This window comes from Phenylobacterium sp. LjRoot97 (assembly GCF_964254345.1).
Lineage (GTDB): Bacteria > Pseudomonadota > Alphaproteobacteria > Caulobacterales > Caulobacteraceae > Phenylobacterium.
On sequence record NZ_CAXUTH020000001.1, the window covers coordinates 2,209,526 to 2,223,753 of the forward strand.

Below are 14,228 nucleotides of genomic sequence, written 5' to 3' on the forward strand. Positions count from 1 at the left end.
CATGACCGTCGTCATAGACAGGACCCGAGCTTCCGCCCCCAAGCATGAAGCGGGTCCCGTCTCGGCCGCCGCCCGGGCCCGCAAGAGCGCGGATCCGGGCGGCGGTCTCTACAAGCCGCGCGCCCCGATCTATCCCAAGCTGGTCCATGGCCGCTGGCGGGCGATCAAGTGGGCGGTGATGATCGTCACCCTGGCGATCTACTACATCACCCCGTGGATCCGTTGGGACCGGCCGGGCGTGCTGCCCGACCAGGCGGTGCTGGTCGATTTCGCCGGACGCCGGTTCTACTTCTTCGACATCCAGCTCTGGCCGCAGGAGGTGCACTTCATCACCGGGCTGCTGGTGCTGTCGGCGCTGGCGCTGTTCCTGGTGACGGCGCTGTTCGGCCGGCTGTGGTGCGGCTACGCCTGCCCGCAGACGGTCTGGACCGACCTGTTCATCTATGTCGAGCGGCTGTTCGAGGGCGACCGCAACGCGCGCATGCGCCTGGACGCCGCGCCCTGGTCGCTCGACAAGGCCTGGCGCAAGATCGGCAAGCACGCGACCTGGCTGGGCATCGCCTTCGCCACCGGCGGGGCGTGGATCTTCTATTTCCACGATGCGCCCAGCCTGCTGCGCGACTTCTGGACCCTTCAGGGCCCGGTCACCGGCTACGTGTTCTGCGTCCTGCTGACCTTTACGACCTATGTCTTCGCCGGGACCATGCGCGAGCAGGTCTGCATCTACATGTGCCCCTGGCCGCGCATCCAGGGCGCGATGCTCGACACCAATTCGCTGCAGGTGACCTATCGCTACGACCGCGGCGAGCCGCGCGGCGCGCACAAGAAGAGCGCCGGCTGGGAAGGCCGCGGCGACTGCGTCGACTGCCACCAGTGCGTCACTGCCTGTCCGATGGGCATCGACATTCGCGACGGCGCGCAGCTGGAATGCATCAACTGCGGCCTCTGCATCGACGCCTGCGACGAGATCATGATCAAGGTCGAGCGGCCCACCGGGCTGATCGCCTATGACACCGACGCAGCGGTCGAGGCGCGCGCAGCCGGCAAGCCGGCGGTCTATCGGCTGATCCGCTCGCGCACGGTGTTCTACGCCGTGGCGCTGGCGATCGTCGGCGGGCTCATGACCTGGGGGTTGCTGACCCGGCCGACCCTGGACGTCCACGTCCTGCACGACCGCAACCCGGTTTTCGTGCGGTTGCACGACGGGGCGGTGCGCAACGGCTACACGATCAAGATCGCCAACCGGACCTTCCAGGCCCAGACCTACACGGTCGCCTTCGACGGGCCGAAGGGCGCGATCCTGAAGACGCCGGGCGACCGCGCCAGCCAGGACGTGCTGAAGATCGAGGTCCCGGCCAACGAGGTGCGCGCCGTGCGCGTGTTCGTGACCCTGCCGCCGGACGCCGTCACCGCCGCCAACATGTCGGCCGCCTTCGTCGTCGCCGCCCCGGCGGCGCAGGAGCGGACCGAGACCACCTTCCTGTCAGGAGCTGCGAACGCGCCATGACCGCCCGCGCCGTGAAGAAGCCGTTTCGTGTCACCGGTTGGCACGTGTTGTTTTCAGTGGTCGCCTTCTTCGGGGTGGTGATCGCGGTCGACAGCCTGTTCCTGGTGCTGGCCTATCGCTCGCACCCGGGCCAGGTGTCGGTGACGCCGTACGAGGACGGCCTGGCCTACAATCGCGCGGTCGCCCAGCGCCGCGCCCAGGCGGCCGTCGGGTGGACCGCGACGGCGGCGCCGGACGCCGACGGCGTCGTGGTCGAGGTCGCCGACGCCCAGGGCCAGCCGGTTTCCGGCCTGCAGCTGACCGGCCTGCTGCGGCGGCCGGCCACCGAGACGGGCGAACTGCCGCTGACGTTCAAGGAAGCCGCGCCCGGTCGTTATCGCGCGCCCGCCAAGCCCGCGGCGGGAGCCTGGGACGTCCACGTCCAGACGCAGGGCCAGGTCTTCCAAGCGGAGCGCCGACTGACATGGCCATGACCGCCGCCGTTCGCCACGACTACTCCGCCTTCCTCCGCCCCTCCGACGATGGCGGCCGCTCGCTGGAGCTGCTGGTCAAGGGCGCGCGCTGCGCGGCCTGCATGGCCAAGATCGAGGGCGAGGTCCGCACACTGTCGGCGGTGGAGTCGGCGCGACTGAACCTGACCACCGGCAAGCTCACGGTCGGGTTTGCGTCGGGCGCGGGTGATCCCAGCCTGGTGCTCGAGCGTCTGGGCGAGCTCGGCTATCCGGCGACGCTCTATGACCCGGGCAAGGCCGCCGCTGCCCGCGACGCCGAGGGCCGCAAACTGACCCTGGCGCTCGGCGTCGCCGCCTTCGGGGCCGGCAACGCGATGATGTTCTCGGTGCCGATCTGGGCGGGCCTGTTCGGCCAGGAGCTCGGCCCGGCCACCCGCACCCTGATGATGTGGATGAGCGGCGTGATCGGCGCGCCCTGCGCGGTCTATGCCGGGATGCCGTTCTTCGAGTCGGCCTGGCGCTCGCTGCGCTCGGGCCGCGCCAACATGGACGTGCCGATCTCGATCGGGGTGATCCTGACCCTGGTGATCTCGTTCATCGAGACCGTGCTGCGCGGCCGCGACGCCTATTTCGACGCAGCGGTGACGCTGCTGTTCCTGTTGCTGATCGGCCGCTGGCTCGATCACCGGCTGCGGGCCAGCGCACGCAGCGCCGCCGCCGACCTGCTGGCCATGCAGGCGCCGTCCGCGACGCTGGTCGGGGAGGGCGGAACCGAGCGTCGCATCCCGCTCAGCGAGGTCGCGCCGGGCGACGAACTGATCGTCCGCCCGGGCGAACGGATCCCGGTCGATGCGGTGATCGCCGCCGGGGTGTCCGAGCTCGACAAGTCGATGCTGACCGGCGAGACGCTGCCGGTCCGCGTCGCGGCGGGCGAGGCCTGCCAGGCCGGGGCGCTGAATCTCGGCGGGGTGCTGCGGCTGCGCGCCGTCGCCCGCTCGGAAGACTCGGCGGTCGCGGCGATCGCCCGGCTGGTCGAGGCCGGGGCGCAGTCGCGCTCGAAGTACGTGCAATTGGCCGACAAGGCCGCGGCGCTCTATGTCCCGGTGATCCATTCGGCGGCGGCGCTGACCTTCGTCGGCGTCTGGGCCTTGGGCCTCGGGCCGCGTGAGGCGCTGCTGCGCGCCGTGGCGGTGCTGATCATCACCTGTCCCTGCGCCCTGGGCCTGGCGGTGCCGGCGGTGCAGGTCACCGCCTCGGCTCGCCTGTTCCGGCGCGGCATCCTGGTCAAGTCGGGCGCGGCCCTGGAGCGGCTGGCCGAGGTCGATCATGTCGTGCTCGACAAGACCGGGGTCCTGACCGAGGGCAGGCCGCAGCTCATCGATCCCGTGCCAGGCGCCATCGCCATGGCCGCGCCGCTGGCCAAGGCCTCGGCTCACCCGCTGTCGCGGGCGCTGGCCGCCCACGCAGGACCGACCCTGCTGGCCGACAATGTCGTCGAAACGCCGGGGCAGGGGGTCGAGGGCCTGATCGGGGGCCGCCGCGCCAGGCTCGGCCGCGCAGCCTTCGTCGGCGTCGCCGGCGCGCCGGCCAGCGAGACCGAGCTGTGGTTCGGGATCGAAGGCGGGACCAAGGTCCGCTTCGTGTTCGCCGACCAGCTGCGCGCCGACGCGGCAGCGACGATCGCGGCGCTGAAGGCGCGGGGGCTGAGCGTCGAAATCCTGTCGGGCGACACCTTCGCCGCCGTGGCGCGCGCGGCCGAGCAGGCGGGGATCGAGACCTGGCGCGCGGCGCTGACGCCGGCCGATAAGGCCGCGCTGGTCGCCGAGCGCACAGCCGACGGCCGCAAAGTGCTGATGGTCGGCGACGGGCTGAATGACGCCGCCGCCCTGGCCGGCGCGCACGCGGGCATGGCCCCGGGCACGGCGCTTGACGCCAGTCAGAACGCCGCCGACCTGGTGTTCTCCGGCGAGCGGCTGGAGGCGGTCGTCGAGGCGATCGACGTCTCGCGCTCGGCGCGTCGGCGGGCGCTGGAGAACTTCTCGTTCGCGGCGCTCTACAACCTCGTGGCGGCCCCGGCCGCGATGCTCGGCTTAGTCAATCCGTTCGTCGCCGCGCTGGCGATGTCCGGTTCGTCGCTGGTCGTGACCCTGAACGCCCTGCGCACCGGGGCGGGGAGACGCTGATGGACATCCTGATGTTCCTGGCCCCGGCCTCGGTGGCCTTGGCGCTGGTGGGCCTTGGCGCTTTCTGGTGGACGCTGCGCAGCGGCCAGTACGAGGACCCGGTCGGCGACGCGTCGCGGATCCTGGTGGAACACGATCAGCCCGATTGACGGATATCACGGCGGCTGTCGGCGGATCGGGCGAGAAGTCCCGGGACACCACAGGAGCTGCCCGTGACCCTCACCGCGCTCAGAGACCCCCAGGCCCTGGTCGATCTCGTCGCCCGCTTCGACGGCCGCGCGCCGCGCTACACCAGCTATCCGACCGCCGTGCAGTTCACGCCGGACGTCGGGGAGGCGGCCTACCGCGGCTGGCTCGCCGGCCTGCCCGCGAGCGACCCGGTGTCGCTCTACATGCACATCCCGTTCTGCGCGCGCCTGTGCTGGTACTGCGGCTGCAACACCCGGGCGGTGAACCGGCACGAGCCGATCGCGGCCTATGTCGGCAAGCTGCTCGACGAGATCCGGCTGCTGGGCCAGGCGCTGCCGTCAAAACTGCCGGCCAACGCCCTGCACTTCGGCGGCGGCACGCCCAACATGCTGGCGGTCGAAGAGCTCGACGTGCTGTTCGCCGCGCTTGGCGAGGTCTTCGACCTTTCACCCGACATCGAGGTGGCGACCGAAATCGACCCGCCCGCCCTGACCCGCGACTGGGTCATGGCCTGCGCGGGTCATGGCTTGCGGCGCGCCAGTCTGGGCGTGCAGAACCTCGACCCGCAGGTGCAGGCGGCCGTCGACCGCAAGGGGACCATCGAGGAGGCGGCCCGCTGCGTCGGATGGCTGCGCGAGGCCGGCGTGACCTCGATTAATTTCGACCTGATGTACGGCCTGCCGCACCAGACCACCGCCAACACCCTGGCGACCATCGACGCGGTGCTGGGGCTGCGGCCCGAACGGCTGGCCCTGTTCGGCTACGCCCACGTGCCGTGGATGAAGTCGCACCAGCAGCTGATCGCTGAAGATGCGCTGCCGGGGCCGGCCGAGCGCCTCGACCAGAGCGAGACCGCGGCCGAGCGCCTGATCGCCGAGGGCTATGTCCGCATCGGCCTGGATCACTTCGCACTGCCGAGCGACGAACTGGCGATCGCCCTGGACGAGGGCCGGCTGCGCCGCAACTTCCAGGGCTACACGACCGACGCCGCCAAGACGCTGATCGGCATGGGCGCGTCGGCGATCGGCGCCTTCCCGCAAGGCTTCGTGCAGAACGTGACGAGAGAACTCGATTGGCGCGCGGCGCTGGAGCGCGGCGAGCTGCCGGTCGCGCGCGGCGTGGCGATCACCGACGAGGACCGGTTCCGCGGCGAGATCATCGAGCGGCTGATGTGCGACTTCGCAGTGGACCTGCACGCGGTGTGCGCCCGCCATGGACGGTCGCTGGCCGATCTGGCGCTGATCCTGGCGCGGCTGGAGCCGTTCCGGCGCGAAGGCCTGCTGCAGGCCGAAGCCGGCCGCGTCGAGGTGATCGGACACGGCCGGCTGGTGATCCGCTCGATCTGCGCGGCGGTCGACGCCTACTTCGACGCCCAGCAGGGCCGGCACGCCAAGGCGTTGTGAGGAAGGATCGGGGGAAGAGTTAGGATCAGGCGGCGGCGAGGTCTTCCAGGGCCTCGCGGTCGCGGACCCGGAAGCGGCGGCAGCTCTCGAACTCGACCACGCCGGAGGACTGCAGCTGGGTGATCATCCGGGACACCGTCTCGATGGTGAGGCCGAGATAGTCGGCCATGTCCTGACGGCCCATGGCCAGCTCGATCGCCGGTTCGTCCCGACGTTGGGACAGGCCGAGCAGGAAGCTCGCCACGCGCTCGCTGGCGCTCTTGCGGACCAGCAGGGTGAGGTGCTCGCGGGCGCTTTCGAGATCGCGCACGGTGGCGTCCCACATCAGGTCCTTGAGTTCGTCCGCCCCGCCGGCGGCCAGCATGGCCTGACGGCTGGCGGCGAGGATCACGCAGTCGCTGAGCGCCTCGGCCCCCATGCTGTGGCTGCCGGTCGTCTCCAGGCCGAACACGTCGCCGGGATAGTAGAAGTCCCCGATCGGACGGCGGCCGTCGGCCATGAAGCGCGAGGTGCGCACCGTGCCGCTGATCATGCGATAGACCAGATCGGCGCGCTCGCCCTGGCCATAGATCTCTTCGTCCTTGGCGAAGGACATCGGCACGCCGATCCGGCTGATCAGGTCGTGGTCGTCACGGAGGATCGTTTCGCTGCAAGTCATACCCAACTCCCGATGACCTTTGACTAGGACGGGGCGGGCAGGCGGAAAATTTCGGATCGTCCCTTACGGGCGGGCCCTTACGTACTCCTACGGAGGTCAGTTCACGCGGCGGGTGCGCCCGGCCCAGTAGGGCTCGCGCAGTTCGCGGCGCAGGATCTTGCCCGAGGCGTTGCGGGGAAGGGCCTCGATGAAGTCCACGCTCTTGGGGGCCTTGAAGCCGGCGATGCGGGTGCGGGCGAAGGCGATGATGTCCTCCGGATCTGGGCTGGTCCCGGGCTTGGGCGCGACGATGGCCTTCACCGACTCGCCCCATTTGTCGTCGGGCACGCCGATCACGGCGACCTCCGCGACGTCCGGGTGGCCATAGACCGCGCTTTCGACCTCGGCCGGATAGATGTTCTCGGCGCCCGAGATGATCATGTCCTTCACCCGGTCGTGGATGAAGAGATAGCCGTCCTCGTCGAGGTAGCCGGCGTCGCCGGTGCGCAGCCAGCCGTCGGCGGCCACGGTCGCGGCCGTCGCCTCGGGCAGCCGCCAGTAGCCGGCCATGTTGGAGACCGAGCGGATGGCGACCTCGCCGACGGTGTTCGGCGGCAGGCTGGCGCCGGCCTCGTCGACCACCTTGATCTCGACCCCGGGCATCGGCAGGCCCGCGGCGCGCATCCGTGCGTTGCCCGCCGGGTCATGGTCTTCCGGCGGCAGGTAGACGATGGTGCCGCAGGTCTCGGTCATGCCGTACTGCTGGACGAAGCCGCAGCCGAACACCTCCATGCACTCGCGCAGCAGGTCCAGCGGGATCGGGCTGGCGCCGTAGAGGATGTACTTCAGGCGCGAATAGTCGACCTCGCGGGCCCGCGGCTGGCGCACCACGATCTGCAGCGCGGCGGGGACCATGAACATCTTCGAGACGCGGTCGTGCTCGATGTAGTCGAGCACCTTGAACGGATCGAATTCGCGCGCGACGACGCCCTTGGCGCCGTTGACCAGGCCGACGATGCCCCAGCCGGTGCCGCCGATATGGCCGACCGGCATGGCGACCAGGCTGATGTCTTCCGGCGCCCACTGGTTCCAGGACATGGGCGTTTCCTGCGCCCGGCGACGGCCGCCCAGGATGTTGAGGTGGCTGAGCATCGCGCCTTTCGGGCGGCCCGTGGTTCCCGATGTGTAGAGCTGCACGGCGACGTCGCGCTCGTCGATCTCAATGGCGGGGTCGCGGGCGGGCTGGGCGTCGCGCCAGGCCTCGTAGGTCGGCCAATCGCCGGCCCCGGACTCCATGGCCACGACCTTCAGTTCGGGCAGCTCGGCGGCGACCTTGCGCGCGGGCTCGAGCACCTCGGGGCCGACGAACAGCATCCTGGCCTGGGCGTCGCCGGCGATGTAGGCGACCTCGGGCGGGGCCAGCCGCCAGCCGATCGGGGCCATGATCACCCCGATCTTGGCGGCCCCGAACAGCAGCTCGAAGTAGTGGTCGCTGTTCTTGCCGAGATAGGCGATGCGGTCGCCCTTGGTCAGGCCTTCGGCAAGCAGCGCCTGGGCCGCCTGATTGCTGGCGGCGTCGAACTGGGCGTAGGTCGTCTCCCGCCCCTCGAAGGTCAGGGCGACGGCGTCCGGCCGCTCGCGGGCGTGGAAGCGCGGCGCGTCGGCCAGGGTCGGAATGGCGTTGAAGTCGACGGACGTTTGGGCCACGGGCGGCCTCCTTAAAGTCCGAGCACCAGGCGGGCGATGATGTCCCGCTGGATCTCGTTGGAGCCGCCATAGATCGAGGCGGCGCGATTGTTCAGGTATCTGGGCATGGCGGTCAGCACTGCGTCCGGCCCGATCGGCGGAATGTTCGAGCCGGCCTCGCGGGCGGCCGGCTGGTCGGCCGCGGCATAGACGCCGGCGACCTCCAGCAGCAGTTCGTCGATGCGCTGCATGGCCTCGCCGCCCTGGGTCTTCAGCATCGAGGAGGCCGGGCCTGGGTTCTTGCCTGACGACAGCTCGGCCAGGATGCGCTGCTCGGAGACCTCGATGGCCTGGACGGCGATCTCGGCCTCCATCAGCCGGCGGCGGAAGCTGGCCTCGTCCAGCAGGCCGGCCTCGCGGGCGGTCCTGCGCAGCCGCTCCAGCATGACCTTCAGGCCCGGGGCCGAGCCGCCGCCGCGTTCGAACTCGAGCAGGTACTTGGCGACCGTCCAGCCCTGGTTCTCCTCGCCGATGCGCCCGGAGACCGGAACCCGGACGTTCTCGAAGAACACCTCGTTGACCTCGTGCTCGCCGGCCAGGGTGATGATCGGCCGGACCTTGACGCCCGGGGTCTGCATGTCCAGCAGCAGGAAGGTGATGCCGGCCTGGGGCTTGCCCTCGGCCAGCGTGCGGACCAGGCAGAACATGCGGTTGGCCCAGTGCGCATGCGTGGTCCACAGCTTGGACCCGTTCAGCACATAGTCGTCGCCGTCGCGCTCTGCGCGCAGCTTCAAGGCGGCCAGGTCCGAGCCGGCGCCGGGCTCGGAGTAGCCCTGGCACCAGTAGTCCTCGCCCGACAGGATGCGCGGCAGGTAGTGGGCCTTCTGCGCCTCGCTGCCGTAGCCCATGATCACCGGCCCGACCATGCGCAGGCCCATGGGGGCGAGGCTCGGCGCGCCGGCCCGCGCGCACTCGGCGGCGAAGATGTGCCGCTGCATCTCGTTCCAGCCAGGACCGCCATAGGCCTTGGGCCAGCTTGGCGCGGCCCAGCCCTTGGCGTGCAGGATCTTCTGCCAGGGCAGGCTGTAGCGCTTGTCGATGAAGACGCTGGTGGCGCGGCGTCCGGCCTCGCGCAGGTCGGGGGGCAGCGCTTCCTCAAGGAAAGCGCGCACCTCGTCACGGAAGGCCAGTTCTTCGGCGGTCAGATCCAGGTTCACTTGGCGGGCGTCCTAGAAACGTCCGCGCAAGGTAACGCCGTAAGTCCTCGGCGGCGCAAGGAAAGTCGCGAAGGTGCCGGTCTGCAGCGGCTGGTCGACGACGACCTGGTTGTAATCTTCGTCGGTCAGGTTCTGGGCCCAGAGCTCGGCCGACCAGCGCTCGTCCTGGCTGGCGAGCACGAGGCGCGCATTGACCAGGGTCAGCGGCGGCTGGGACTTCAGCGGGTCGAGGTTCGAGCCGGTGTTGTACTCCGAGGTGTACTTGGCCGAGAGGCTGGCGCGGAACTCGAGGGTCTCGCTGACCGGGCGCTCGTAGCTGACCGTGCCGGCCGCCGACCACAGCGGGGCGTAGGACAGGCGGGTGTTGGGCAGGCGGGGCGAGATCCCGGCCGGCGGCACGAAGTCGCCGAACTGGGTCTCGGCGTAGGTGGCGCCGCCGGTGAAGCTGAGCCCCTCGACCGGCGGGCGCCACATCAGGTCGACGTCGACGCCGCGCGAGATTACTTCCGGGATCGAGGCGACCAGCCAGCTGATGCCGGTGTAGGTGTTGAGCTGGAAGTCCTGGTAGGTCTGGTGGAACAGGGCCGCGTTGGCGACTAGGCCGTAGTCGGCGGTGTTGGTCTTCACGCCGAACTCGTAGCTGACCACGGTTTCGGCCGGGAAGCTGGTGTCGGGATTGATCACCCCGGCGGCCAGACGCGCGCGGTCGAGGTTGAAGCCGCCGCTCTTGAAGCCTTCGGCGTAGGAGACGTAGGCCATCACGCCCTCGTTGAAGCGATAGCTGGCCTTCAGGGTGCCGCTCCAGCGGCCCTCGCTCTGGTCCTGGTTGGTGACCACGTTGTTGAAGGCGGGGTCGGAGTGCGGCGCGCAGATCGCTCCGCGCGCAGCGGCCGGGATCGGGCGAACCAGCGCCGCGGCGCAGGCGTTGGCCGGCGCGGAGTTGGTGTAGTGGCTGCGCACCGACTTCTCGTCGTCGGAGTAGCGCAGGCCGAGGGTCAGCTCGAGCGCGTCGGTGACCTTCCAGTTGTTGTTGGTGAACAGCGCCCAGCCCTTGGAACTGTGGTCGTAGCTGTCGCGCGGCCCCGTGCCGGCTGGGAAGTTGGTCCCGAACGGCAGGCCGGTCAGAACCGAGACGAAGGCCGGGTTGGGGCTGCCGGTCGCCGCCGACAGCAGCAGGCCGAAGTAGGGCTCGTAGGCGCTGCCGAACGTGGTCGCCGCAGCGGCTTTCAGATCCTCGTCCGAATAGAAGGCGCCGATCAGCCAGTTCACCGTCTCGGTGGCGCCGGCCAGGCGAACTTCCTGGGAGAACGCCTTGATCTGATTGAAGCTCGAGCCATCGGCGGCGCGATACCAGATGTCGGCGGACGAGAAGTCGATGTCCGAGCCGTTCTCCGCCCGCCAATCGCGGTAGGCGGTGATCGACGTCAGCACCATGTCGTCGTTGATGTCCCAGTCGACCTGGGCCGAGACGCCCTGATCGGTGATCTTCGAGCCCATGTCGCGGTTGGCGTTGGCGATCCGCGCGCCGGGGTTCGGCGGGCGTTGGACGCCTTCGTCGCCAGCCAGCGCGTCGACCAGCGCCGCTGTCGGCCCCGCGACGGTGACGAAGTTCACGCAGCAATGCTCGTCGCGGTTCGAATAGTCGGCCAGCAGCTTGACGCTGAGGCTCTCGGTCGGGGTGAACAGCAGCTGGCCGCGGACCGTGTAGTAGTTCTGGTCGGTGTCGTCGGTGCGGGTGCGCGGTCCGGCTCCGACGTGGACATCGGCGAAACCGTCGCGCTCGCGCTTGGCCGCGTACAGGCGGCCGGCCAGCTTGTCGGCGACGATCGGGCCGGTGACGCTGCCGGCCACGCCGAGCGCGCCGTAGTTGCCGACGGTCAACTCGCCCGCGGCCTCGAAGTCGAACGAGGGCGCCTTGGTCAGCACGTTGATGACGCCCGCTGAAGTATTCTTGCCGAACAGCGTGCCTTGCGGCCCCTTGAGGATCTCGACGCGCTCCAGTTCGCCGAGATCGCCGAAGGCCACGCCGCTTCGGGCGCGATAGACGCCGTCGATCACCGTGCCGACCGAGGATTCCAGGCCGGGGTTGTCGCCGATGGTGCCGACGCCGCGGATCCGGGCCGAGGTCTGGGCCTCGCTGGTCGACGAGGTCACGCTGAGGCCGGGGGCCAGGACCTGGAGGTCCTTAATGTCCCGAACGCCCGCATCCTGAAGTTGCCGCTGCGGAAGGGTGGTGACGACGATCGGCACGTCCTGCAGGTTCTGCTCGCGCTTCTGGGCCGTAACCACGAGTTCGGCGACGGTCCCCGATTCTTGCGCGATGGCCGGACCTGCCGCGCAGGCGAGCGCGATCACCGCCCACGAGGCGGTCGTCAGTGCTTGTTTCATCATCCCTCCCGTCGCCGGCCGCGCCGGCTAACCGTTCTTGCACGTCGCCGTCTTGTCGCGGCGAGGCGGGAATGCTTGCAGAAGCAGGCTTTGAGGGACAAGCTAACGGATGTGATAGGCGCCGCAGGGGAGGCAGGCCGTCGTGGCGTTGAGCGCTGAGTCTCACGAGGAGTACGAGCTGATCGAGGCCTTGGCCGGCCAGGTTCGCGACCGTGGCCGCGAGATCGACTTGCCCTATGTCGCGGTCAGCGCCGACATCGGCGATCCCGAGCCGATGCGCGATCGGCATGGCCGGCCATTCGCCGAAACCCTGTTTCAGTGGCTCGACCCCGGGTTGCAGTACTGGAAGGATCGAGGCTTCGCCCTGCGTTCGGCCTTCGTGTTCGCCTGCCGCTATACGGCCGAGCCGTTCTACTTTCAGGATGGCCGCTTCGGCGCCTGGCGGCCCTCGCGGCGGCTTGAGTCGATCGATGTGGTGCAGAGCGCCGACACGGTCGAGATTGGGACGGCGATCATCGCGCCCGTCCATCTGCCGGGCGGCATTATCGGGGCGATCGTCTGGGCGTCTCCAGAGGTCTTCGATGTGCGGCCGGTGTTCGAGCAGCGCGCCGCCGAGCTGTCGATCCTCTCGCTCCGCTTCATGGCCGCTTACAACGATAGGGGCCTGTCGTCGGACGGGCTGGTTCACCTGACCCGGCGCGAGATCCAGTGTCTGAAGTGGGCCGCCAAGGGCAAGACGGACGGTGAAATCGCCGAGATCGTGAAGATCTCGATGCCGACGGTCCGCTTCCACATGCGCAACGCCGCCGACAAGATGGGCGTCGTGGGTCGGCCGCAGGCCGTGCACCGCGCCTCGGTGCTCGGCTATGTCGGCGAGCGGAGACCGGCAGGTCGCGCTTGAAAGGTCGGCCTTCGTCGCGCCCAGGTCCGGCCTGGTCGTAGTTGCCGCGGTGAAATCAGTTTTCGGCGACGACGCGTCGCCTGTCCGGCTCTGGGCGTTAGGGTGCTCACCGACCCGAGGCAGGAGACCTAAGATGATGCAGGCGATTTTCGCTCTGGCGCTGGCGCTGACGGGCGCGGCGGCCGTCGAGCGGCCCTCTACGCCGTTGATGGCGCACGACAGCGGCCTGCCGGTCACCGAGGTCACGATCGAAGGTCACGGCCCCTATCGGTTCGTGATCGACACTGCTGCGAGCAACACCGTCGTGCTGCCCAGCCTGCATGCCGCCTTGCCGGTGAAGCTCGAGAAGAAGGGCGGACTGGAGGTCAATGGCGCCGCCGGCAGCGCGGAGGTCGCCACCGTCCTCATTCGGACGCTGGAGACGCAGGGGCGGCGGTTCACGGGGCTGACCGCATTCGACATGCCGCCGGGGCCGGTCGATGCGCTGCAGGTGCATGGGATCCTCGGCGCCGACGTCCTGGCGGAGGGGGTGCTCGACGTGGATCTGGCGCAGGGGCGCTGGGCGCTGCGCGACGCGATTCCGAGCTTGCCGGCTTCGGCGACGAAGCATCGGGCTGCGATCACGCTGGACGACGCCCTGGCGCCGCGGGTGAAGGTCTGGCTGGACGGCTACCCGATCGACGCGGTCGTCGACACCGGGGCGCGGGTGACGATCGTCAACTGGCGCGCGGCGAGCCTGCTTGGCCTGACACGGGAGAGCGAAGGCCTGCGTGCAGGCAGCGCCGTCAAGGGCGTCAGCGGGCACTCGAGCGCCAACGCGGTCCACACCGCACGAAAGTTGGAGGTGGCCGGCGCGCTCATCGAGCGCCCGGAGTTCCGGATTGCGGACCTGCCCGTGTTCGAGGTGGTCGGCCTAGCCGACAGACCGGCGATGATCCTGGGCATGGACCAGCTGGGTCGCTACCGCACCATCGTCGACTACAAGGGCCTGGAACTCGTCCTGATCGCTCCGGCGGGGTGAGAGGGTGGGCGGCAGGCCCGCGCGGAGCCTAGAACTTCGGCGTGTTCGAGACCGGCGTGCAGGTTCCCGCGAAGCCGACCTCAGAGGGGCTTACGATGCGGATCGCGCCCGTCAGCCGATTGACCTGGATCTTCCAGGTGGTGGTGGTGAACATGGCTTTGCGATCGTAAGACGCGGTGATTTCGTGCGCCGTCGCTACGACGTTTGAGAGTTCGCGCTGGCGGCCATCGGGATAGGTGAAGCGACCCGTGGAGCCTGTGAACGTGGCGTAGGCGACCCCAGTTCGGATGACGTTTGTGGTCGCGGTTCCTGTCGCGCTTCCATACCCGGCGCGGGTCGTCAAATCGACCGTCTCGCGTGTGACCTCGGCGGCCATGCCCGTCGCAAGCCAGGTTGAGGTTCAACGCCGGCGCTTCGGCGGAGATCGCTTGAAGCAGAATCGCAGTGAACATGGCCCCTCCAGACGTGGGCCAACTTACAGCGCATCGAGGGGTTGTGAAGGCGTCGCCCACGCGGGCTCGGCTCTGCCCGCCTCAGCTGGCGGAAGGGGTGGGATTCGAACCCACGGTAGGCTTTCACCTACGGCGGTTTTCAAGACCGCTGCCTTAAACCACTCGGCCACCCTTCCGGAAGGAGGGGCCTAT

Annotated in this window: 12 protein-coding genes and 1 tRNA gene; 7 read left to right on the forward strand and 6 right to left on the reverse strand. The window is 69.4% G+C overall.

Going from position 1 to position 14,228, the window contains the following annotated elements; all coding sequences use genetic code 11:
- Window position 1: 1 nt before the first annotated feature.
- From ccoG to hemN, 5 genes are all read left to right on the forward strand, one after another.
- Entirely contained in the window at window positions 2-1,507 is a 1,506-nt protein-coding gene (gene ccoG, locus ACSQ2H_RS11045; protein ID WP_436061440.1) for a cytochrome c oxidase accessory protein CcoG, read from the forward strand.
- Window positions 1,504-1,980, forward strand: a complete 477-nt coding sequence (locus ACSQ2H_RS11050; RefSeq protein ID WP_436061441.1) for a FixH family protein — start codon at window positions 1,504-1,506, stop codon at window positions 1,978-1,980. The genes ccoG and ACSQ2H_RS11050 overlap by 4 nt, the downstream gene beginning before the upstream one ends.
- Window positions 1,971-4,142 carry a heavy metal translocating P-type ATPase gene (locus ACSQ2H_RS11055; protein ID WP_436061442.1) on the forward strand — a complete coding sequence of 724 codons (2,172 nt, stop codon included), beginning with the start codon at window positions 1,971-1,973 and terminating at the stop codon, window positions 4,140-4,142. The genes ACSQ2H_RS11050 and ACSQ2H_RS11055 overlap by 10 nt, the downstream gene beginning before the upstream one ends.
- Complete coding sequence (ccoS, locus tag ACSQ2H_RS11060) at window positions 4,142-4,291, forward strand: cbb3-type cytochrome oxidase assembly protein CcoS (RefSeq protein WP_436061443.1); 150 nt, start codon at window positions 4,142-4,144, stop codon at window positions 4,289-4,291. The genes ACSQ2H_RS11055 and ccoS overlap by 1 nt, the downstream gene beginning before the upstream one ends.
- A gap of 63 nt (window positions 4,292-4,354) precedes the next feature.
- Window positions 4,355-5,734 (forward strand): oxygen-independent coproporphyrinogen III oxidase, encoded by a 1,380-nt coding sequence (hemN, locus tag ACSQ2H_RS11065; protein WP_436061444.1) that lies wholly within the window; start codon window positions 4,355-4,357, stop codon window positions 5,732-5,734.
- A gap of 25 nt (window positions 5,735-5,759) precedes the next feature.
- On the opposite strand, the gene ACSQ2H_RS11070 is transcribed toward hemN, so the two are convergent.
- The 4 genes from ACSQ2H_RS11070 to ACSQ2H_RS11085 all read right to left on the reverse strand — a co-directional run bounded on the left by ACSQ2H_RS11070 (window position 5,760) and on the right by ACSQ2H_RS11085 (window position 11,662).
- Window positions 5,760-6,392, reverse strand: coding sequence for a helix-turn-helix domain-containing protein (locus ACSQ2H_RS11070; RefSeq protein WP_436061445.1), 633 nt, complete (start codon window positions 6,390-6,392; stop codon window positions 5,760-5,762).
- A gap of 96 nt (window positions 6,393-6,488) precedes the next feature.
- Window positions 6,489-8,048 carry a fatty acid--CoA ligase gene (locus ACSQ2H_RS11075; protein WP_436063563.1) on the reverse strand — a complete coding sequence of 520 codons (1,560 nt, stop codon included), beginning with the start codon at window positions 8,046-8,048 and terminating at the stop codon, window positions 6,489-6,491.
- Between the two features lie 41 nt (window positions 8,049-8,089).
- Window positions 8,090-9,274: an acyl-CoA dehydrogenase family protein gene (locus ACSQ2H_RS11080; RefSeq protein WP_436061446.1), complete on the reverse strand. Its 1,185-nt coding sequence runs from the start codon at window positions 9,272-9,274 to the stop codon at window positions 8,090-8,092.
- Window positions 9,275-9,286: 12 nt separating this feature from the next.
- On the reverse strand, window positions 9,287-11,662 hold the full coding sequence (locus tag ACSQ2H_RS11085) for a TonB-dependent receptor (protein ID WP_436061447.1): 2,376 nt from the start codon (window positions 11,660-11,662) through the stop codon (window positions 9,287-9,289).
- A gap of 142 nt (window positions 11,663-11,804) precedes the next feature.
- Here ACSQ2H_RS11085 and ACSQ2H_RS11090 point away from each other — a divergent pair, with 142 nt between their 5' ends.
- Entirely contained in the window at window positions 11,805-12,563 is a 759-nt protein-coding gene (locus ACSQ2H_RS11090; protein WP_436061448.1) for a helix-turn-helix transcriptional regulator, read from the forward strand.
- 133 nt (window positions 12,564-12,696) lie between these two features.
- Window positions 12,697-13,584 carry a retroviral-like aspartic protease family protein gene (locus ACSQ2H_RS11095; RefSeq protein WP_436061449.1) on the forward strand — a complete coding sequence of 296 codons (888 nt, stop codon included), beginning with the start codon at window positions 12,697-12,699 and terminating at the stop codon, window positions 13,582-13,584.
- Window positions 13,585-13,612: 28 nt separating this feature from the next.
- Here ACSQ2H_RS11095 and ACSQ2H_RS11100 read toward each other — a convergent pair whose 3' ends face one another.
- Together ACSQ2H_RS11100 and ACSQ2H_RS11105 are read right to left on the reverse strand one after the other, a co-directional pair.
- A complete protein-coding gene (locus ACSQ2H_RS11100; protein ID WP_436061450.1) occupies window positions 13,613-13,960 on the reverse strand; it encodes a hypothetical protein in 348 nt (115 codons plus the stop codon).
- Window positions 13,961-14,122: 162 nt separating this feature from the next.
- A tRNA-Ser gene (locus tag ACSQ2H_RS11105) sits at window positions 14,123-14,212 on the reverse strand.
- Window positions 14,213-14,228: the final 16 nt, after the last annotated feature.